Genomic DNA, 21,613 nt, shown 5'->3' on the forward strand with positions numbered 1-21,613 from the left:
TTTTTTAGATCCTCTCCAAAATCAATGTAAGTAAGGAATACAGAGATTGATAAATTACCGCAGATGGATATTAGATTTATCAAAGGATTCAAATGTTTCGCATATGCCATAATGTACTTTACCGTATAAAGACCAACCGTTTAATTGGCATAAATCAATACTATCGCTATATTTGATGCTTAATGCAATAAAATGAAAATCCGGTTATTCACGATAGTTTTTTTATCAATAACACTCGTGGGGCTTTCCCAAAACATAGATTCTTCATTTCAAATTCAACTAATAAATAACCTATTAGATTCCGCCGGCACACTTATAGAAAAAGAAAATCCGAAGGAAGCATTGCAAATTATTCAAAAAGTCGAACCTTTAATTCTTCCATTACTTGGGCCAAATTCAATGGAATACGCAAGGCTCAGCCAAACCTATGGTCAATACTATGAAAATGATGGTGATTTTGCAAAAGCAGAACACCGGTTTAAAGCGTCCATTGAAATTTACAAAGGGTTAAAAGAAAATAATGGATTGCCAATGGCCAAAGCCTTAAACTCGCTGGCAGGAATTTACATTGACCTTGGTCGTGCGAACGAATCAGAAGAATTGTATCTAATTGCATTGGGTATCAGGGAAAAACTTTTGGGTAAAAATCATCCTGATTATGCCAGTGTCCTTAACAATATTGGTGGAATTGCCCATTTCAAAGGTGACTATACAAAAGCAATAAAGTTAATCGAACAAGCCAAAAATATTTACAGATCAAATGCTGGAACAGAAAGCGTTAAATACGCCATGTGTCTGCACAATCTTGGAAATATATACTATGATACCGGAGAGTATGGTCAGGCAGAATCTTTTTACTCTGAAGCATTACTTATACGCGAAAAACTATTTGGCAGATTAAATCCAACCTGTGCTGCAAGCCTAAATTGTTTAGGCAACCTTTATTCCAGCATGGGGCTCCCGGAAAAGGCTTTAAATATTTACTTAGAAGCTTTATCAATTTATGAGAAAACAATTGGAGAAAACCATATCAATACAGCGGGACCTTTAAATAACATTGCAAACATCTACTGTGAATTAAACCAATTCAAGCAGGCTGAAGCGTATTATATAAGATCACAAAATATTTACTTAAAAACCACTGGACCGGAAAATCCTGACTATGCCATGAATCTGGATAACATGGCTAACATGTATGCCAGGATGAAAAACAAAATCAAGGCTGAAAGCCTTTACAAAGAAGGACTAAAAATTCGGGAAAATATCTTTGGAACAGCTCATCCTGAATACGCAATGAGTCTTAACAATCTTGGAAGTTACTACAGCAATAATAACCAATTGAAAGAAGCGGAAAACTTCCTATCTCAAGCAAAAAATGTCTGGGAAAAAATCTTTGGTAAAGAGCACCCTGACTATTTATTAGGCCTGAATAATTTAAATAGGATCTACTGGCTCACCAATAGGCTTGATAAATTGCACAACAACATGGTGGAATCCATCAATCTTGAACAAAAACTTGTTCTCAGAGCCTCTAAACATTTATCTGAAAATGAACTTTCATCTTACATTAAAACTTTCGCTTCTAATCTGGATGGACTTTATTCATTACAGCACATCACAGGTAAATTATGTGGAATGAGTTATGACAACGCCCTATTCTATAAAGGATATCTCTTAAATGCCGTATCCAATTTTAATAAATTAGCCAAGGAAGATACTGCACATATTGAAAAATTCAATCAACTAAAACTATACCATACAAAAATAGCACGGGAACTTTCATTACCTAAAAATGAACGATCCAATGAAACTATTCGAACAATGGAATCCAAAGCCAATATATTGGAGAAAGAGTTAACTGGCAAGATAAAAGGATTATCCGACTCCAGAAAAAATCCGACCTTTTTGGATATTAGAAACAAACTAAAACAAGGTGAAGCAGCGATAGAATTTATTCATTTTAACTACACTCATCCACATCAAACAGATTCCATAATTTATGCCGCCTTAATTATCAAACCTGAACTTGAGGAGCCGATTTATGTAAAACTCTTTGAAGAAAAGGAATTAAATGCCTTATTGATGAACAATGCAGATCGAAGATCAGAATATGTAAATTCGCTTTATTCTATTCATGTTCGGGGTGCTAATTTGCGAAATGCAGTTGGTAAAAGTCTTGCTGATCTTCTCTGGTCACCTTTGTCTCCTAATTTAATGGATATAAAAACCATTTATTATTCGACAACCGGAATTTTACACAGATTAAATTTGGATGCTATTCCCATCAATGAATCAGAAACATTGGCAGATAAATTTGAACTGGTTGCACTAAACAGTACACGCCAGATTGCCTTACCCAATACTATTGAAATCAATAACAACAAATCCATAATTTTTGGAGGCATTAATTTTGATAAAAGTTTGACAATGAATAGTCAAAATGACCAATTAACAAACCGCTCAAATGAAGAAATATTAACACCGACCAACCCTTCCATAAATAAAATAAATAATTGGGAGTTTCTTCCTGGAACTGAAAAAGAAGGAATGGCGATAGAGCGCATTATGAAAACAAATGGATATGATTGCATTTTTATGTCAGGAACTGCTTCTACTGAAGAAAAATTTAAGATTCTTGGAAAATTTGGAAATCAATCACCGAGGAATATACATTTGGCGACCCATGGCTATTTTTTTAAAGATGACCGAACGATTTCTGCCAACGGCAAAAAGCCCCAAGATAATGCGGCGATTGAAGGAAACCTAACTGATAGCATACAGCAGGTTGGCGCAAAAGCCACTTCAATAAAAGAACTAATTGAAGCAGAAACAGAAGAACCTGTTTTTAAAACATCAGACCACCCTATGCTGAGATCAGGACTTATAATGGCGGGTGGCAATAACGCCTGGAAAGGAGAGCCTACACCTGTCGGAGAGGAGGATGGAGTTCTTACCGCATATGAGATTAGCCAAATGAATTTATCAAACACAGAACTGGTTGTTCTTTCAGCTTGTGAAACAGGATTGGGTGACATTGAGGGCAATGAAGGAGTTTACGGTTTACAAAGAGCTTTTAAAATTGCAGGTGTTAAATACCTCATCATGAGTTTATGGCAAGTCCCTGATAAACAAACCTCCATTCTGATGATTACATTTTATAAAAAGTGGCTTGACGAAAAAATGACTATCCCCGTCGCATTTCATGCAGCGCAGAAGGAATTGCGTGATTTGGGACTAGACCCATATCAATGGGCTGGATTTGTATTGGTAGAATAGTAATTATCATGCGCTCTCACATTTGTTCACGCTCTTCTTCTTTGGCGGGATGCCGACGCTGGCGGTCGGCATGCTGACAAGCTATTCAGCTTCGTCAGCATTTGTATTAGTTGAATAGATACAGTAAAAAAATTACTCAATCTACTGATAACTTATGTTAGGTTATTCCTACTATGAGACATGACATCATTGTTGTGCAATCAATTGGTTTAACTTTTTAAATTAATCTTACTTTATGTTACGAATGAATTTAATCCTGATGTGTTTAATCTGTGCAACAGGAACCTATGCTCAATTTAAACCTATTGCTGCGTTTCCAAAGAACCAAATTGCACCACAAAACTTAGGCTTTAAAACCACTAAAGTTGTTCTAAAATCAGCAGAAACACCTAAATCAAATAAATTGATTGTCCCCCTCGATGCCGAAACAACCTCTAATAATGAAATAAACAGTTCCTCAAATACAGAAGGCCAATTCGTCGAAACACCAAACAATAGTCTCGCAAGTCAATTGTTTAAACAAATTTTGATGGATAATGCAGACAGTATAAACCTTCAAAAGGTTAATACCATTAACCAACAATTGAAATCTAACGCTCAAGTAAAAAGAAAAGAATTCATTTTTTATTAAATATATAATAAAAATGAAGGATATCACTTGCCATAAATAAACCTTAACTTTGAACAAATATGCAGTCCTTACTGTATAGCTGTTTGAAGAACCAACGAAATAACTTACTTTTAGATTATCAAAACTAAACTTTTACATGTTGTGGACTATCTTTGATCCCGGAGGCTCTGACAAGGGCGGTGAAAAAATATTAATCCAATAATGACCTTACCTGCTAACCATACAACAATTAGATTTTGTGTTTTTATTTTATTGGCAATCTCTGCTATTGTAATCCAAGCACAAACAAAAAAAGCCTTAATCGTCGCCATAGGCACCTACCCTGCTTCTTCAAATATCACCTCGCTTCATTCCTTGAATGACATACCTCTGATTCAAAGTGCCTTATCAAAACTTGGATTTGAGGAAAAGAACATCCTTATTCTAAAAGATGGAAAAGCAACCAAAGAAAATATTGTAAAGGCACTTGAGTCACAATTGTACAATAATTTGAAGCAGGGTGATATATGCTATTTTCATTTTTCTGGCCACGGTCAACAAGTACAGGATTTCAATGGAGACGAATCGGATGGGTACGATGAAGCATTAGTCCCATATGACGCGCTTATGGAGTACCAAGCTGGGAAATATCAAGGCGAAAAACACCTTACCGATGATTCGTTAAACAAAATTTATCTTAGAATTTTAGATAAACTTGGACCAGAAGGACATTTTTTAGTAACTATGGACGCTTGCCATTCCGGCACATCTACCAGGGGATTCGGTCTGGCAAGAGGAACGGACATCCCAATGGCCCCACCGGAATATAGAGCACGATCGGAAAATAATCCCAAAGATTTTAGCCCATCGGATGTCATGGAAAATAAAGAGAATTCTTTGGCTACCATGGTAGCATTTTTTGCTTCTATGGCAAACCAAAAAAATTATGAAATAACCGCAGAAGATGGCAAGTATTATGGTTCGCTCAGTTATGCTTTTAGTAAAGCAGTGAACAATCTTTCAAAAGATGCTAGCTATTTACAATTATTTGACCGAATCAGACTAACCATTGGAAATTCAATCAGCAATCAAACACCTGAAGCTTCCGGAATCCTCACACAAAAAGTCCTGGGTGGAAAATTCCAACCCACGCCAGAGTATTATTTGGCCAAAGAATTCATCACTGAAAATCAATTGGAAATAGAGGGTGGTTTTCTTAATGGCTTGAATGTGGGCACGGTGATTGGATTCTTCCCACCGGACACTAGAAATATGAATAGCATAAAACCGCTTGCTACAGGAACCCTAATAGATGCAGGTTCACATACCAGTTTGGTAGAACTAAAAGATGGATTCGATAAGAAACTCCTTGACCATTCCTGGGGAATTGTAGTGGAAGAAAATTTTGGCAACATTCAAATAAACTTACGTAAGCAAGGCACTTTGAGCAATGAGGTTAATGAAATTTTTCAAAATTTAGCTAAAATACCTTTCATTAAAATAACGGATGCCGATGCTGATCTTATCCTGGAAGAATCCGGATTAAAAATTTTACTTTCCAATAAATTCGGACTAGAAATTGATACTTGGAAAAACTCTGCCAACAAACTAAGTTTGTTTGATTCCATCAAAAAAAGTATCACCAAATACGCACAAGCCCAGTATTTAAGAAAATTGAATCAACAAAACAGAAAAATTGATTTAAGACTGGATTTTATTTTAATGAGCCGAAAAGGAAAAAAAATTCCGCCAAACTACTCATCGGACAGTTTAAAGAATGAACAGGGAGAAATAACTTTACAAAACGGGGATACCATCAGACTTAAAATAAGCAACTATGGGAAGGAAGAGGCATTTTATACCATCATTGATATTCAACCGGACAATAAAATGAACATTCTTTATCCAAAGGCTGAAGAATCTTCTATAAAACTAGCCGCCGGTAAATCGGAAATTATTCCCATTAACTTTAGAATCAGCCCACCACTTGGACTTGAGCTATTCAGGGTCATTGCAAGCAGAAATCCAATCAACTTAAGACCCCTTGACCAAAGAAGAGGCATTAATGACACGCCAACAAATAAAAAAGATCCCTTCGAACAATTATTTCTGGAGACCTACCAATTGGATAAGATATCCACCCGGGGTGGAACCACTTCCTCCCTCCCGCCGGGACAACTAAATATATCTTCCACCCAATTCAGGATTATCGATTAAGCCTTATATTTCAATAAACTTAGTTTATTTGTAAATAAATAAGCCACAAAACTGATAACCTTAGTCTAAATTACTATATTTATGTGGGTAATTTGCTCTTTACTGGAATAGTTAACGCATTCATTTTAAAGGGTACATTTGCAATACCATAATGCATTCTTCAAATAACATTTGAATTTAATTTAATACATATAGATTTTTATGACCATTTCAATATTTCAAAGATCGATTTGCGTAGTTATATTTCTTTTAAATTTCACACACAGCCAGCTAATTGCACAGGATCCTATCCCAATTTCTACACCTGCCATTGTTAGTGATCCGGAAGCCCCTCCAACTTCAGGAGTAAACGACATCGCAGGAACTACAGAAGAAGAGCGCGTCAAGACAATATATGATAAACTGGTAAAAGCAAGAGGTGATTACAGATTCCAAATCCCGGAGGTTTTTTTACGGAATGAAGTAGCACGAGCTGCATCCATTGATTATGAAAAACTGGAAATCGTCCTGGAGAAAAAAGCTTATGATGCGTGCCTTCCTTATGGGGATGCTGCAATTGCATTTTTGCTGGGGCATGAACTCACTCATTATTATGAAAAACATGCGTGGCGAAGTGGTTTTGCAGGAAACAATAATGATCTAAAAGCAAGCCGCAGTCTAAAAGTAGATAACAATGATATGGTATCTAACGAAATCGAGGCAGATTATTTGGGTGGCTTTTTAGCATATTCCGCCGGTTTTGGATTATTTGACAAAGGAGGAGAAATCATAAAAAGTGTTTACAAAGATTATAAAATGAAAGATGATATCGATGGATATCCATCTTTGCAAGATCGTGTGGAATTATCCAAAAGAAGCGCCTCCAAACTAGAATCTTTAATTGATGCCTTCGAAATGGCCAATATGCTTAATGCCACAGGTAAATTTGAAGAAGCCAAATACTATTACAAATACATTCTGATGCACTATCAGAGTAGAGAAATATACAATAATGTAGGTGCCGCAAACTTATATGAAGCGCTCAGCTATTTTGATCAAAAAGATTTAAAATATAAATACCCGGTACAACTGGATCTAAAGACTCAGGGCGCAAGGAATGTATCGGTTAAAGAAAAGCGTGAATCTCTTTTGCGTGAAGCCATAAAACATTTCAATTACGCCATTGGGATGGATGCTGAATATGCACCTGCTTATTTGAACAAAGCGATAGCCCTGACAATACTTGGGGAATTTGATCGTGCACTTTTTTTATGTGATAAAGAGGCCTTAGAACTTGCCGGCAAAAAGAAACTCACAAAACTTACCACCGACGCCAAGATCCTTAAGGCCATCATTTTTGCTAAAACCAAAAAAGAAGCAGACGCAAAAAAAATTTTAACAGACCTGGCAAATAACGGTAAAAGCAAACTGGCAAAAATAAATTTGGATATAATAACTACCGGCATCATACCTATAGAGGTCTTACCCAACCAAGCCAATGAGATATTTGACACCATCCAGAGCTTTAATTTAAAATCCGTAGCTAAAAGCAGAAGTCCAGATTTTGATACAGAAAAAGTGCTCCAGATTAACAATTCAAATATCTTTTTTCAATGGACTGAGGATACCTTGAATTTTAAAATTTATTTTAATCGCATCAGTGAACCAAAAAATAGAAATTTCATAATGCTGACCAAGCCGGGTAGCGAAGTTAAAAACTCCAAAAAAATTGGGCTGGGAAGTCCTCTCTCTTTAATTACGCAAACCTATGGCCCGGCTAAACAGACTTTGGAAACACCACTTGGAAGCATACTTATTTACAACAATACTATATTTATACTGAATGAAGAGGATAAAGTGGAAAGGTGGGGAAATTATTCTTACAATAACAAATATTTTTAGGACTGCATACTATCGCGGCATTTTTTAAATAAAAACTATTAAATATAAGATTATAACAGATAACCAACTGAAACAATTTAAGTACTGTTGATTAAGAAGTCATGGAAATCTTTAAAAATAAAGTATTCGGAAATTACACCACGCTAGACTATCTTGGAAAAGGCAGCTTCACTTCCGTTTACCCACTTATAACCGACATCACTTTTGAATACACCCTTTATAATGATATTATAGAACCCATCAGAAGAAATTCTTCTACAACCCCGGTTTTTGGCGTGTTTTTTGACACCCGTGATGAAGGTGGTCATTTCTTCTTTGTCAAAAGAAAAAAAACAGTACAATGAATCAATGTGAAAACCTTGGAATTTTATCCATTTTAAATTAATCAATTATGTCAAGAATATTAATTTCTTTATGCCTGGCAGTGCAATTTCTTCAACTGATTTCTGCACAAGCTGTCTTACCGGTTGTGGTAGTGACCACGCATGGTAAAGTAAAAAGCAAATTGGAATCTGGTAAATGCATCAAACCCGTTGCAGGAACACTCTTGAAAAAAGAAGGAACGATTAAACTTAAGAAAAATTCAGATGCACTCGTTTATGCCAACAATAGATTCATCACCTTTTCCAATAAAGGGAAGTATCCATTAGAAAACTTGGCCGAGAAAAGCACCCGAAACGCAAAACTAAATTTTGATCCTTTATTTGGAGAATACATAAAATCCGCTGTACTAATCACCGGACAATCCCAATGGAACATTAAAACCAACAAATCCAACGGTGATGGCTGGAATGAAATATCCAAAATGGAAAATGGTGGTTGGGGCCCCACCAACCCTAAAGAAAAAGGTGGCTGGGGTACTACCAACCCTAAAGAAAAAGGTGGTTGGGGTACGACCGGTCCTAAAGAAAAAGGTGGCTGGGGGACTACCGATCCTAAAGAAAAAGGCGGTTGGGGGACTACCAACCCTAAAGAAAAAGGCGGCTGGGGGACTACCAACCCTAAAGAAAAAGGCGGTTGGGGTACTACCGATCCTAAAGAAAAAAGTGGCTGGGGGACTACCGATCCTAAAGAAAAAGGTGGCTGGGGGACTACCAACCCTAAAGAAAAAGGCGGTTGGGGGACTACCGATCCTAAAGAAAAAGGTGGCTGGGGCACAACCGACCCTAAAGAAAAAGGTGGTTGGGGTACGACCGACCCTAAAGAAAAAGGTGGTTGGGGTACGACCGACCCTAAAGAAAAAGGTGGTTGGGGAATCAACGACATGAATATTGAACCTGCATGTCCGGGAGGAATTTATAAAAATGGAGCAACTCTTTTGCGATGGTTAAAAGCCAAAGATGTAGAGCACTATATGATTTGTATTTTTGATGAAGAAGTAAATTTAATTACCAATTATGTCGTTCAGGATACATTCGTTTGGCTAGATCTGAGTAAGTTTAATTTGGATCCCCAAAAGACATATTATTGGCAAATAATAGCCTATGGACAAAAGCTGGTCTCTCCACCGGTAACTTTTGTTATCCTACCTATGGAAGATCAAAATGAAATCCTGGAAACGCCAAAAAATTCAGACATCTATTCAAACACAGACACGGTCGTTAAAGGAATGATGGAAGCCGTTGCATTGGAAAGCAATAAAATGAATATGGAGGCATTAAATACGTACGACAAAACTTTATCGCAATATCCTGAAAACAAACTGCTCAGAATGCTTTATGCTGCATTTTGTGTAAGAATGGGACAATACGCCAAAGCAAAAATGATCATGGAAAAATAAGAAATAAAATCCTTGTAGGATTCACTTTGAAAAATATTGATTTTTCAATATTTTGAATTCCTTCATTTGGATGACTTTCTTAAAATTATCATCGGTCAATATACTGTCCAGATCCTTGAAACCTGCTTTAAAGGCTTTTTCTAGAGATTCACAACATAAGACATTTCTACCCGTTTGGGCATAAATGGACGCCAAAAGGTAATGGGCGAAATTATCCTTTGGAAATTTAATGACGTAGTTTGTCAATTCATTTTCAGCATTTACTATGTCGTTCGTATACATGTAATACTCTATCATCCCCTGAAAAGTGTATTCAGATACTGGCAAAATAGATCTACCTTTCTCATAATAAGTCTTTGCCTCCTCAAGTTCGTTCAGTTGAAGAAGCGTGTAACCTAATGCATTCAATTCCGGAACATTATTGGGTTCAAAAATTAAACCCAACTTCTTCATTTTGACCGCTAAATCATATTTTTTATCGTAAACATAATTGCTACCCAATCTAAAATATGCATCTGAAAAACTCGAGTCAATGTTTATTGCTCTTAAATATAGTTCATTAGCTTTTGAGAAATTTCCAGTATGTTGGTAAGTGTGTCCTAAATTATAAATCCCTAAAACAAACATACTGTCCAGCTCTACCGCTTTTTCACCACTAATCAATCCGTTTTCGTAATCCCCCATCCAATTATAACTTCCGCACAAATTTGACCACAACAATGGCCAGGAAGGGGCATATTGCAAGGCCTCTTTATACATAAGCACAGATTCCTTGTAATCTTCCTTTAGAAAATTTATATATCCTATTTCATTTAAAATATGGGCCGATTTAGGTTCCAGTTTTAGTGCTTTTTGTTGTTCTTCCAATGCCATCAAATAAAATGTATCTAAATTTTCTCTTTGTCCCTTTAATCGAAGGTTTAATCCTTTAAAATAGTGCATTCTTGAGATCAGAGTATTATAGAAAAAATGTTTATCTCCGAGCAATTCAGCAGATTTCTCCAATTGTTCCGGATACCGATCATATTTTGGGTCGAAACCCCATCTGCTTTTTAACTCTTTAGGATCCGCCATCAAATAATCATTAATGGCTTGTTGCGCACCATCTTGCAACGCAGCAGCCAGATTGCGTTTCATCAATCCAATATTTTTATTAAGCTCTTCTCTATCTTTTATTTCCTGAAAAATACTCCATGCTGAATTCTTTAAGGGAAAATCAAGATGACCACTAGACAGTGCAGCATTAAATAATTCTACCTTTTTTAGCAGTATGGTATCTTCTGATAAAATCCAATTTATTCCCAGGGATCGGTTGCCTGACTCATAAAACCCTCCGTCTACATCAAGCTTTTTTAATTCCTCTAAAATCTTAGGATCCACTTTCGAAAGTACAGTATTCTTATTCCCAATGGTCATTGGAATCTGACTATGTGGAGCGACTGCAGTCGGAACTTTATCCCCAAGATACCGCTCAATTTCTGCCAGATTTACTGCCCCATCATTATTTTTATCGGCCAATCCCTGCACCCCAGCAAGAAAATAATAAGAAAAAACACCTCGACCGCCTCCCCAGGATTTTCCTTCCAATGACAATTCATCCGGTTGACACGACATGATCTTTACTTCATTTGCATATTGTTTGGACAGATTAGCCGCTGTGGCTTGTGATCCTCCTATTGAACTTCCGGCAAGTTTTCCTGCCCTGCAGGCATCAGTAATGACCAACACTTTTGCTTTAGTGGCTAGAGCCAGCGTTGATATAACTTCCTGCAAATAGCTTAGTCCAAATGTTCCTCCCCCCATATACACCCTGGCTGGTGCATCCCAGCACAGAAGAAATCCTGGTTGGCTGATCGTTGTACTTTCCACATCACCATGACCGGAAAAATATATAATCACCAAATCTCCCTCTTTACTTTCTTCCATCAGTCCATAAAGAGCGGATACAAATTGTCCTGCAGTCGCCTTTTCATTGAGCAATAAAGTAATGTGTGAGCTGTCAACTTTTCCCCCGGCTTCACTTTTTAAATAATTTGCAAATGCGAGAGCATCCCGATCAGCAAACTGCAAATCAGTAATTTTTACATTTTGGTAATCGGAAATTCCTACAATAACTGCGCGCGTAACACCAGTCTCTTTAACCCCATTTGGCACAACAGGAGTCATACCTTTTTCTTGCCCTCTTACAATTCCGAAAGCCAAAATAGAACATACCGAAAGAAATAATAATCTCATAATCTAATTCAATCTATTCTTAAATTCATCCCAACGTTGATCGTTTCGTAAATCTGATATCATTTCATCATTATTTAAAACGAAATTCAAATTAAAACCATTGTCAAACGCAAGTTTTAAAAATTTAAACGCTTCTTGGCGATCATTCATTTTCGCATACAGTCTGCATAAAGTGTAGTTTGTTCTCAAATCTTTCGAATTATACTTCCATTCTTCTAGATAATATGGCAATGCAAGTTGATAATTACCGGATATAAAATTTAGCTTAGCCATTAACTCTTCTATTCTATGATCTTTAACACCAATTATGGTATCGCATTTTAAAAGCAAATTACGCGCTGATTCAAATTGACCGGAGAGTATTTGAAAGTTTGCAAGTTTTAAACTGGATTCATAGTTAATCTGATCATATTTTTGAAGAAGAATTAAATTGGACAATGAGTTCTCATACTGGTACTGACGCTCTAATCCATCTGCTAATTTCATTCTGACTTTTGCTTGCTTGTCAGAATAACTTAATGATGTTTGATAGGATTTCAAAGCTTCATTTTCGCTGCCCGACCAATAATATAAATCCCCTGTCTTTGAATGTACTTCAGACAACAGGCTAGAATCCTTTGAAAGCGTACTAAATTGTTCCAAATGATGAATTCCATCTTGGATAGGTGATTTAATGCTTTTGGCAGGATTGATCATAAGATCATATTCAATCGCACCATTGATTTCAGTTTGCAACGTCATAAGATCAACGGGTTGCCCAATAATGCCAAAAGGTAAATCTTCGGCTACAGGTTCATTCCATGGGTACACACTGTAAGCAATTCTTTGGTGCATATCAGGGTGAGATTCTGCATAATTATACATTAACGATCCGGCATTATAATAATACTCTTCCTTCGGATGAGAAGCAAGCATTCTGACATAAAATGCATACAATTCCTTTTCTCCTTGTATTTTATTTTCATATTTAAATTCTTGTATCACCTGTTCACTGGCATCATACCTCCCTTGTGATTCCAACATATTCCAAAGATGATAATATCCTTTCATCTGACTTTTGTCTGCCTGTATTATACGACGATAATAGTTCTGGGCATCATCATAATACCCCCACTTTTCATATAACTTACCGGCATAGTAATCTAAATCTAGCTGATCAAATTGTTGATTCTTATAAAATACAACCATATCCACTTTTGGTTTAAACAAAGCTCTATCAGTAGCTGTCGCTATATGGGCATTGACTAAACTATCAGAATACTTATTAAATGTTCCTTGCATTAAATAATTTTCTCTTGCCTTTTTAATCATGAGTTCAGCTTCAAGGTATCGGTTCTGAGCATACATTAACTTTGTTAAATACTTAAAGACCAAAGGATCTTTTGGACACACCTGAACCAACTTATTAAAATATCGTTCAGCAACCTGGAAATTTGATTGATCCAAATTCTGCATCCCCATATAGAAAAAAACCAAAGGATCTTTTGGTTCAGGCCATTCAATATGCCTGGTAGGTGAATATGAATCTTCTAGTGCCATACCACGAGTATCAACCATAATTCCAGCCTCAGTATTCATTTCAATTCCATTTACATCAGGAAAAAATCCTTCTTTCTTTTCGTCTGCCTTTTTTAAACACTCCTCTGCATATTCGTAGTTCATTGCTTTTAACTTAATACAGCCCAATCGTTCTATAGGAAGAAAATGATTGGTATCTAATTGAATAGCCTTACGGTATTGTTCCTCTGCAAACAATAGATTTTCTGAGACCTCATAGTTTCTGCCGAGATTAGTATGTGCGCCTTGCATCCGATCCTGGAGTAATACAGCCCTTTTACCTGCCTCAATTCCCAAATTAATCTTTTTTTGAAAGGCATATAGACTGCTCATATTTGACCAGGGAATGGACCAACTTGGCGCAATTTCTGTCGCTTTTTGATAATGCTCTAAGGAAACATCATACTCTTTTTTATTTCTATATAAGTTACCTAATTCATTGTGAATGTAGGCCGCATTTGCTTCCAGTTGATAAGCCTTGAGCTGCTGACCAAGTGCCAAATCAACCAAACTATCCGGATTGGTGGATAATGGAATTTTCAATTTCAAAGCAATTCCCGCAAAATAATATTTCTTAACTTCCAAAATATGATACAGTGGCTGATCTTTGTTCAAAAATTTCAAAGCTGTCTCAATCATGATGGGATACTTGTCATACACATCAGACCCACTATTGTAATATTGTCGTCTTTCCAATTCTTCTTCATCTCCCTTTAAATAAAGATTAATTAGAAGTTGAATTCGATCATGAATTGTTGCAGCAAGGTGTTGTTTGAATTGTTGGTTGACCTTCGGATTTAAACTCCTTTGAAGATAAAGTTCTTCAGCTTCCAGTGAGTCCATTCCTCCCCTAAAATGATTAAATATAAAGTCGCTTGCTTCATCTGCCGACATGGTAAGCAATTGACTAAAATCTATTGCAGTTTCCAAATCCCTATTCTTCATAAGACCTAAAAACTTTTGCATTGAAGTCCTTTCTATGGCCCCTTCTGAAGAAATGGATCTGGAAATGGACAGATCCCCACTTGTTGTAGAAATGACCGATTGCGTAGCAAGGGATTTAAGAATTGAATCATTGACAATGGCCATTAATTTGTTTGGCTTTCCAAGTGAAACCGGATTTTGATCCTTCTGGGTAATTTTGGAGACTTCATCTGGAACTTTCTTGGCAAGGTATGCACTCAATTCCTGCAAGGTAATGACTCCATCCTTTTCGCCATCATCTGCCAATCCTTTTAATCCATTCAATAAAAAATAGGAAAAAGCCCCTCTCCCATTTCCCCACACTTCGTTCTCTTCCGAATCCTGGTCCGCTTCACAGGAAGCCATTCTAATTTCATTTTTTTCTACTTTGTTAAGTTGTTCACCTATTAAGGCTTTCCCTCTGTTGTCACTTCCTGCCAACTTCCCCGATCTGCAAGCATCTGTGATGAGAATTACATTGGCATTTTTTTCAACAGAAAGTGTGTTGGCCATGATATTGAAATCCTCAATTCTTACGGCATTATTCAGGTAATTTCCAAAAGGTGTATCGTAGGCTAGTAAATATCCCAATTTATAAATGCTACCTTCCACATCTCCGTGACCAGCAAAATAAAAGTAAACCAGGTCATTTTTCTTGGCTTCTGTTTCTAACCACCTTTTCGCCAAATATATATTTGAAACTGTAGCTTGCTTATTCACCAAAAGTTTTACCTGAGATTTAGGCACGGATCCCCCGGCCGGAGAATATAGAAAATCTGCAAACAATTCAGCATCTCTATGGGCAAATTTTAGATCCGTAAAATCCTCATCTTTGTATTCTGAAATCCCAATAACCAATGCGTAGATCTTACCTTTAGCAATGGACTTCTGAGCAAATATGTAAGTTTGAAAAAAAACGAAAAAACTAAAAAAACAATATATTAATTTAACATTTGTAACTGTCATAAACTTTTCTTAAATCGTTCAAATATAGTTAAAAAGGAGAATTTATTATAACAATTCTAATTCGGAATATCAGTGAGAAATGAATTACTAGATAATACTCTTGGACTTTACACAAGAATTGAGTTACTTTATTTTCTCATTTGTTTTAATTCTATTTTAGTTGGATTCAATATTAATAACCAAGTAGACAAATTAATATCACCCGACTTCTCTAAATCGTACTATCTTGTATTTGAATTCCACTAATACAGAATCTATGTCAAATGTCTAAGAAACACTTAAAAGAAAAGAATTTCATCCCCCAACCTCAATATCCGGGTGGACCTAAAGCAATGAGTAAGTTCGTAGAGGAACAACTTAAATATCCCGATGAGGCGATCAAACATCAGATTGAAGGAACAGTAGTTGTAAAAATTGAAATCAATTACCTTGGAGATGTTGTAGATGCGCACATCATAAGTGGACTTGGCCACGGCTGTGATCAGGAAGCGGTCAGGGTCGTAAAATTATTAAAATTCAATATTGCAAAAATCCATCAACTCAAAGTAAGTTTTTTCAAAACCATAAACATTGGCTTTCAATTGCCTAAGCAAAAAGAAATGACATTAAATTACCAAATCTTACCTGAAGAAAAGAAAGAAAATAAATCCGATAAGCCTCCAGTAACTTATTCTTATAAAATTCAGATTTAAATAATGCCGATTGCCCATCAATGGGCTACAGTTAAAACTTTTCGATTTTTTTTGCTACAATTGGAAAATCTCCAAGGTGTATCGCAATTATATATTAGCCATAAGCGTGTTAGGAAGCTATAGGTTGGCTTTTTGAACCGGTATATAGAAGATGCCCTGATATATATAATAAGGCGTGTGTAGGTCTGTGATGGGTAGACCTTGGAGATTTTAAGGATGAATTTCGATTGGAGTACAAATAAATAAAATCCAGAGAAACACATTGACAGCTTCTATCTCTCCTCGTTACTTAGAAATAAATTATAAGATTAAATAAGTATATATTAATTTTGAACAAATAATATAGCATAAATATGAAAATAACTAAAAGTCTCTTTTTATTTTTATCAATCATCCTTTGCAATTCAGCGATAGCTCAAACATTAGTCATTGATTCAAGTTTCGGAACGAATGGATTAATTGAACAGCGCACATCTGTATATTTTGACAAATTACTAAATACTGATTTATTAAACAATATATATTTCATAGATGATAATCAAATTTATTATTTTGACAGTCATGGAAATACAAGAAAAGATTTACTTCATTCTTCTCCGGAAACTTATGTCAACAGAGAAAGTTTCTATGGTGGAAACATGTTAACTATTCTTCAAGATAGCCTTTTAATTATTTCATACATTAAACTAGTAACTGGTAACTTTGCAACCTATGTTAGACAGATCAACCTCAACAATCCATTAGATTCGAGTTCCTGGGATAAAGGCTTATTAAGAATTAATGAAATTAATTCAAATAAGAGACCTTTAACAACAGATTTAAAACAGAATTTATTTTTCGTATTCCCAAATTTTAGTGCAGGAATAAATAATTATGACTTCAACTTAGTGTCAGTTGATCAGACTGGAATAAACGGCTCACTAAAGTTCAATAAACCTACATCTTGTAATCAACTAGTCAATTATTATGATATTTCAACTCCAATCGTAGATTTAAATAATAATATTTATTTCAGAATATCTTATTTCTGTGACCAAAATCTAGCTGACTACCTTATCAAGCTTAATTCGAAATTTAGAATAGACAGTACTTTTGGAAATAATGGATTTTTGCAAATAATTGATACTTTTTGCAAACCACCTGTCTATGCATATATTGACAATAGAGTTGCAATAGATGAGCTTAACAATTTATATTTGATTTATTACAATGGAACTAGTCCTTCAACACCTTTAGAATGCAGAAAATTCGATAGCAATGGAATTGAAGATTCCAATTACAGATTCAATGCAAACAAAAATATTATACAATTTAGAAAATTTAGCGCTGAATTTGCTTCATGCTTTGATAATAAAAAAGCTATATTGTACTTTGTAACTTATGACGACCAACTAAATGAGTCTACATTACATAGCATTAGCAAGGATGGGAAATTACTTGATCAATATTTACCAAATAAACCTCTAACATTTACTGGAAAAGTATTTTCTTTCTTGGCATTAGATTCTGGTGGATTTTTATTAGGTATGAATTACAAGGATAGTTCTACTATTTATAAGTTGAATTATACAGAATTAGCAAATGCAACAACGAATTACTCTTCCTTGAATGCTCCAGTCAATATAAATGTAAAAAATGCTATTATCCAGATTTCAAACACACATAAAAACATTCGATCTTTGACTATTTATGATTTTCAAGGACGTTCAGTAGTTCAGATCAATAATAAAGAGGAGATCGCTGATGCTATAGAAATTCATTCATTGAATTCAGGTATTTACTTCCTTCATTTGGAATTTGCAGATAATTCGTCATACGTACATAAGTTTTATAAATAGATTCAAATTGCTCTCAATTACTGCATAGCAGAAATTACATTAGTATAGTGAGGAACTATTTAAAGTAATCTTTGGTCGTTCTCTTACACGTGAAGTAATTACAGTTGGTAATATCTAGTGAAACTTATCGATTCACTTAATCGGCTTAAACTTATAGATTAAATTATCTTTGATTACCTTTTGATTTACAAAAATAAAGTTTTCATCTTTAAACAATTTAACTAGAAGGATATCAAAGAAAATATTTCTCTTCTAAAACAGCGCAATCCAATTATTGTAATTTGTGCTTGCGCTCCTAAAGTGTTCCAAATTTACATTCTACCTATAGGGTAAATATGTAAATTTGGGATACCCAGCGCAAAACCCAAGACATAACTACCCTATATATAGACTTGCGCTAAGACAACTTCAATTGCATGTAAATACTCTATTGAATTGTAATTAAATGATTGTGTCAGGTATTAGTATATTAATACTTTTCCTGTTTGAATTACGTTAAGACCTGATACAATAGAGTAAATAATTAATCCAGTAGGTATATTAGAGGCATTGAATTGGGAATTATCTTCAACCTCATTGTTTAAAAGTAGTTGACCCTGAAGAGAATAGAGCATACACTTATATTTCCTACTATCTGGAGCTTTAAATGTAAAACTATTTGAATCATGATTAAAGGAGAAATCAAATAATTGGTTTTTTGAAGTAGATATAAGATTGGTAAAACCACTAACGAATAATGTTTCATTAGGTAATAAAATACCTTCTTTATTTTCTCCTAAAAAAATATAATTTTTCTTAAACAAACAATTTTGACCAATTTCATTGGGTTTTGCTATTTGATCAAGATATGTCGTGGAAAAACCACCAATGTAAATTTTATTATCAGGACCAATTTGCATATCAAATCTCCATTTAGATCCAAAATCAGAAATCAATACTCTTGAAGATTTAATATTAGCAGCTTTTAAATCATATTGATGCAATAAATACTTTCTACTGGTATCTACTTCAATGTCATAAAACAAATCACCATTGGGAGAGAAAGAACAACCACTGTTATACGTTCCACTCCCTAGTTCCATAAAAATAGGATAAGGATTTGAAAACTGGCCTGTACTTGAATTAAAATCAATAATATATCTATAATAACGACCATTAATACCTTTAGCTTTTAAGGCGATTTTGTTTCCTTTAGGACTAATTTCAATATTCATAGGTGGAGGGGAGCTTAAATTTAAGTATGATATTATTGGTGCTTTAATTCCTACATCTGTGATTTGGAATGCAATTAATTGACAAGAATCTTCAGTGGAAGTAATAACCCAAAAATCATTACCATTATAATGTTTACAGCCAGTAAGATGAGTACTATTTTTCTTTAGCAAGCTCACAGCTTTAGGATTAAGAACAGAGCCATTTCCATTGCTAAGTTGCATATCAATTATAGAATAATGCAATCCAGTTGCAGCTTTATCTGAAGGAGAAAATCTGTCATTTGTAAAAATATAATACCTATTTGTATCTTTAGCAAAAGGAACAATCAAAACTGATTGTTGAGTGTAAATGTCACCTCCTAATTTATCACCATTTTGCATTACATGATGAGTTCTATCATAAACTTGTGCACCATTAGAATAAAATAATAATTCACCAGCAGAATTACAATAACTAGCACTTCCAGCTGGTGTTAGCATAGCACCATTATTCAATAAAACAGGATTGCCACTATTAAAATCTAATCCTGTGCATAAAGAATCAGGTTCAATAGAATTTCCACCAAAATACCAGATGTTTCCTTGCTTTTGAGAAAAACATTCTCCAGAATTAAAAAGAGAAAGAACTATGATCAACCCCTTTGTAAAATCATATAATAATTTAGAACTACCCATTATAATACTATTAAAAAAGTTAAAAATAATTTGCCATGATAATTAGTCACGGTATCTTTTATCCTGAAAGTGGCAAATATATACAAGATAAATATGCTTCAAATATACAACCATAACAATACAACAAATTAATAAAAATTGAATATCAAAAATAAAAGTAACCTTGGTATTAGTTTGAGTTTGCGCTCACTTGTTAAAACAATAAGCTTCTATTGCAGGGAAATATTAGCCCTATCGGCATAGAATTGCCATTTAATCATAAATGTATCATTAGTCAGGGCAAGGGTTACTCAGGGGCAAGTTGTTTGAAAATACATAATTTGGATTTACCTTGTAAGGATAACGAATTTCTAAGTGTTCTAACTAAGGCTACTTCAAAATATTACTAACATAATGGTATATAAATATTAATATGTAATACTCCCCAAAATTGAGACCAGAGGTTTAGTTTAAAAAAAACACTTAAATTTACTAAACCATATGAAACAAACACGTCGCAAATTTACTTCAGGTTTTAAGGCCCAGGTCGCTTTAGAAGCCATCAAAAACAAAAAGACATTGGCTGAATTAAGTAAGCAATTTGATGTCAATGCTGTTCTGATTTCCAAATGGAAGACAGAATGTCTTGAGAATCTAGGATCTGTCTTTGAAAAGGAAAAATCAACAACTGATAATTCAGAGAATGTAGAAATCGAGAAGCTTTATGCACAAATCGGCCAATTGAAGGTTGAGAATGATTTTTTAAAAAAAAGTTGCAAGAAACTGGGAATATGAAGCAGCGAATAGAGATGGTATCTACGAAATCACAAAAGCTGAGTATTCGTAAGCAGTGTGATTTATTGAATGTACCAAGGAGTAATTTGTATTATCAACCGGTACCCGAAAAGCCTGAAAATGTTAAAATGATGAATATCATGGATAAACATTTGTTAAAGCACCCGACAGAAGGTGTTGTGTCTATGGTTAATTTTTTAAAGGAAAAGGGATATCCGGTAGGTCCAAAAAGAATAAGGAGGTTGTTTAAGGTTATGGGATGGCAAACAATATATCGTCGTAAAAACCTAACTAAATATGGCTTAAAGCAATTTATTAAACCGTACTTACTCAGAAATCTGGAAATCACACATTCCAATCATGTGTGGTGTACAGATATTACCTATATCCCAATGGCTAAAGGATTCATGTACATGATTGCCTTCCTTGATGTTTACAGTCGCAAGATCATGGGCTGGAGCATAAGCAATAGTATGAGTAAACAATGGTGTGTTGCGGCATTAAAGGAAGCCATTGCTGCCAATGGTAAACCCAAAATTATAAACTCGGATCAAGGATCTCAGTTTACAAGCGCTATGTGGACTCAATATTTGGAATCTGAGAATATATTAATCTCAATGGATGGAAAAGGAAGAGCCACAGATAATACCTGGATTGAGCGATTCTGGAAAACTTTAAAGTACGATTATATTTATCTCAACCCATGCGATAATGGTTTTGATCTTTTTGCAGGAGTTCAAAAACATATTGCTTATTACCACCAGAAAAAACATCAAACTACACATCAATCACCGAATAAAAGATATGAAGAATCAATTAAAAATCAGGCTGCTTAATATGAATTTTATTAACTTAACTTAATAAACTTTTGGTACAACAAATGGGGAGTATTACAATAGGCATTCCCAGGCTTGGTTTGGCAGTATCCCAACTTC

General features: G+C 34.9%; 13 protein-coding genes. 10 read left to right on the plus strand and 3 right to left on the minus strand.

The features are described 5' to 3' along the window. The first annotated feature begins 192 nt into the window (after positions 1-192). The 6 genes from IPJ53_10655 (at position 193) to IPJ53_10680 (ending at position 9,764) form a co-directional block, all read left to right on the plus strand. Entirely contained in the window at positions 193-3,276 is a 3,084-nt protein-coding gene (locus tag IPJ53_10655; protein ID MBK7799566.1) for a CHAT domain-containing protein, read from the plus strand. A 235-nt stretch (positions 3,277-3,511) separates the two neighbouring features. Then, complete coding sequence (locus IPJ53_10660) at positions 3,512-3,907, plus strand: hypothetical protein (protein MBK7799567.1); 396 nt, start codon at positions 3,512-3,514, stop codon at positions 3,905-3,907. Between the two features lie 201 nt (positions 3,908-4,108). Beyond that, a complete protein-coding gene (locus tag IPJ53_10665; protein ID MBK7799568.1) occupies positions 4,109-6,103 on the plus strand; it encodes a caspase family protein in 1,995 nt (664 codons plus the stop codon). 201 nt (positions 6,104-6,304) lie between these two features. After that, complete coding sequence (locus tag IPJ53_10670) at positions 6,305-7,984, plus strand: hypothetical protein (GenBank protein MBK7799569.1); 1,680 nt, start codon at positions 6,305-6,307, stop codon at positions 7,982-7,984. 101 nt (positions 7,985-8,085) lie between these two features. After that, positions 8,086-8,328 carry a hypothetical protein gene (locus tag IPJ53_10675; GenBank protein ID MBK7799570.1) on the plus strand — a complete coding sequence of 81 codons (243 nt, stop codon included), beginning with the start codon at positions 8,086-8,088 and terminating at the stop codon, positions 8,326-8,328. A gap of 47 nt (positions 8,329-8,375) precedes the next feature. Next, positions 8,376-9,764 carry a hypothetical protein gene (locus tag IPJ53_10680; GenBank protein MBK7799571.1) on the plus strand — a complete coding sequence of 463 codons (1,389 nt, stop codon included), beginning with the start codon at positions 8,376-8,378 and terminating at the stop codon, positions 9,762-9,764. A gap of 21 nt (positions 9,765-9,785) precedes the next feature. Here IPJ53_10680 and IPJ53_10685 read toward each other — a convergent pair whose 3' ends face one another. Together IPJ53_10685 and IPJ53_10690 are read right to left on the minus strand one after the other, a co-directional pair. Beyond that, positions 9,786-11,999, minus strand: coding sequence for a caspase family protein (locus IPJ53_10685; GenBank protein ID MBK7799572.1), 2,214 nt, complete (start codon positions 11,997-11,999; stop codon positions 9,786-9,788). A 3-nt stretch (positions 12,000-12,002) separates the two neighbouring features. Next, the gene (locus IPJ53_10690) at positions 12,003-15,485 is read right to left on the minus strand and encodes a tetratricopeptide repeat protein (GenBank protein MBK7799573.1); all 3,483 of its coding nucleotides are present in this window, start codon (positions 15,483-15,485) and stop codon (positions 12,003-12,005) included. 263 nt (positions 15,486-15,748) lie between these two features. Here IPJ53_10690 and IPJ53_10695 point away from each other — a divergent pair, with 263 nt between their 5' ends. After that, on the plus strand, positions 15,749-16,177 hold the full coding sequence (locus IPJ53_10695; GenBank protein MBK7799574.1) for a TonB family protein: 429 nt from the start codon (positions 15,749-15,751) through the stop codon (positions 16,175-16,177). A gap of 353 nt (positions 16,178-16,530) precedes the next feature. Further along, positions 16,531-18,015 carry a T9SS type A sorting domain-containing protein gene (locus IPJ53_10700; GenBank protein MBK7799575.1) on the plus strand — a complete coding sequence of 495 codons (1,485 nt, stop codon included), beginning with the start codon at positions 16,531-16,533 and terminating at the stop codon, positions 18,013-18,015. A 461-nt stretch (positions 18,016-18,476) separates the two neighbouring features. On the opposite strand, the gene IPJ53_10705 is transcribed toward IPJ53_10700, so the two are convergent. Next, a complete protein-coding gene (locus tag IPJ53_10705; protein ID MBK7799576.1) occupies positions 18,477-19,904 on the minus strand; it encodes a hypothetical protein in 1,428 nt (475 codons plus the stop codon). 480 nt (positions 19,905-20,384) lie between these two features. On the opposite strand from IPJ53_10705, the gene IPJ53_10710 reads away from it, so the two are divergent. Together IPJ53_10710 and IPJ53_10715 are read left to right on the plus strand one after the other, a co-directional pair. Further along, positions 20,385-20,678 (plus strand): transposase, encoded by a 294-nt coding sequence (locus tag IPJ53_10710; GenBank protein MBK7799577.1) that lies wholly within the window; start codon positions 20,385-20,387, stop codon positions 20,676-20,678. Beyond that, a complete protein-coding gene (locus IPJ53_10715) occupies positions 20,675-21,514 on the plus strand; it encodes an IS3 family transposase (GenBank protein MBK7799578.1) in 840 nt (279 codons plus the stop codon). Before IPJ53_10710 ends, IPJ53_10715 begins: the two co-directional genes overlap by 4 nt. The last annotated feature ends 99 nt before the right edge of the window (positions 21,515-21,613 follow it).

Source organism: Candidatus Vicinibacter affinis (genome assembly GCA_016714365.1).
Classification (GTDB): Bacteria; Bacteroidota; Bacteroidia; order Chitinophagales; family Saprospiraceae; genus Vicinibacter; species Vicinibacter affinis.

What these genes read in the sequence shown, in the direction of transcription:
- IPJ53_10655 (MBK7799566.1), top strand. Translation starts at nt 193, where the DNA reads ATGAAAATCCGGTTATTCACGATAGTTTTTTTATCAATAACACTCGTG.
- IPJ53_10660 (MBK7799567.1), top strand. Translation starts at nt 3,512, where the DNA reads ATGTTACGAATGAATTTAATCCTGATGTGTTTAATCTGTGCAACAGGA.
- IPJ53_10665 (MBK7799568.1), top strand. Translation starts at nt 4,109, where the DNA reads ATGACCTTACCTGCTAACCATACAACAATTAGATTTTGTGTTTTTATT.
- IPJ53_10670 (MBK7799569.1), top strand. Translation starts at nt 6,305, where the DNA reads ATGACCATTTCAATATTTCAAAGATCGATTTGCGTAGTTATATTTCTT.
- IPJ53_10675 (MBK7799570.1), top strand. Translation starts at nt 8,086, where the DNA reads ATGGAAATCTTTAAAAATAAAGTATTCGGAAATTACACCACGCTAGAC.
- IPJ53_10680 (MBK7799571.1), top strand. Translation starts at nt 8,376, where the DNA reads ATGTCAAGAATATTAATTTCTTTATGCCTGGCAGTGCAATTTCTTCAA.
- IPJ53_10685 (MBK7799572.1), bottom strand. Translation starts at nt 11,999, where the DNA reads ATGAGATTATTATTTCTTTCGGTATGTTCTATTTTGGCTTTCGGAATT.
- IPJ53_10690 (MBK7799573.1), bottom strand. Translation starts at nt 15,485, where the DNA reads ATGACAGTTACAAATGTTAAATTAATATATTGTTTTTTTAGTTTTTTC.
- IPJ53_10695 (MBK7799574.1), top strand. Translation starts at nt 15,749, where the DNA reads ATGTCTAAGAAACACTTAAAAGAAAAGAATTTCATCCCCCAACCTCAA.
- IPJ53_10700 (MBK7799575.1), top strand. Translation starts at nt 16,531, where the DNA reads ATGAAAATAACTAAAAGTCTCTTTTTATTTTTATCAATCATCCTTTGC.
- IPJ53_10705 (MBK7799576.1), bottom strand. Translation starts at nt 19,904, where the DNA reads ATGGGTAGTTCTAAATTATTATATGATTTTACAAAGGGGTTGATCATA.
- IPJ53_10710 (MBK7799577.1), top strand. Translation starts at nt 20,385, where the DNA reads ATGAAACAAACACGTCGCAAATTTACTTCAGGTTTTAAGGCCCAGGTC.
- IPJ53_10715 (MBK7799578.1), top strand. Translation starts at nt 20,675, where the DNA reads ATGAAGCAGCGAATAGAGATGGTATCTACGAAATCACAAAAGCTGAGT.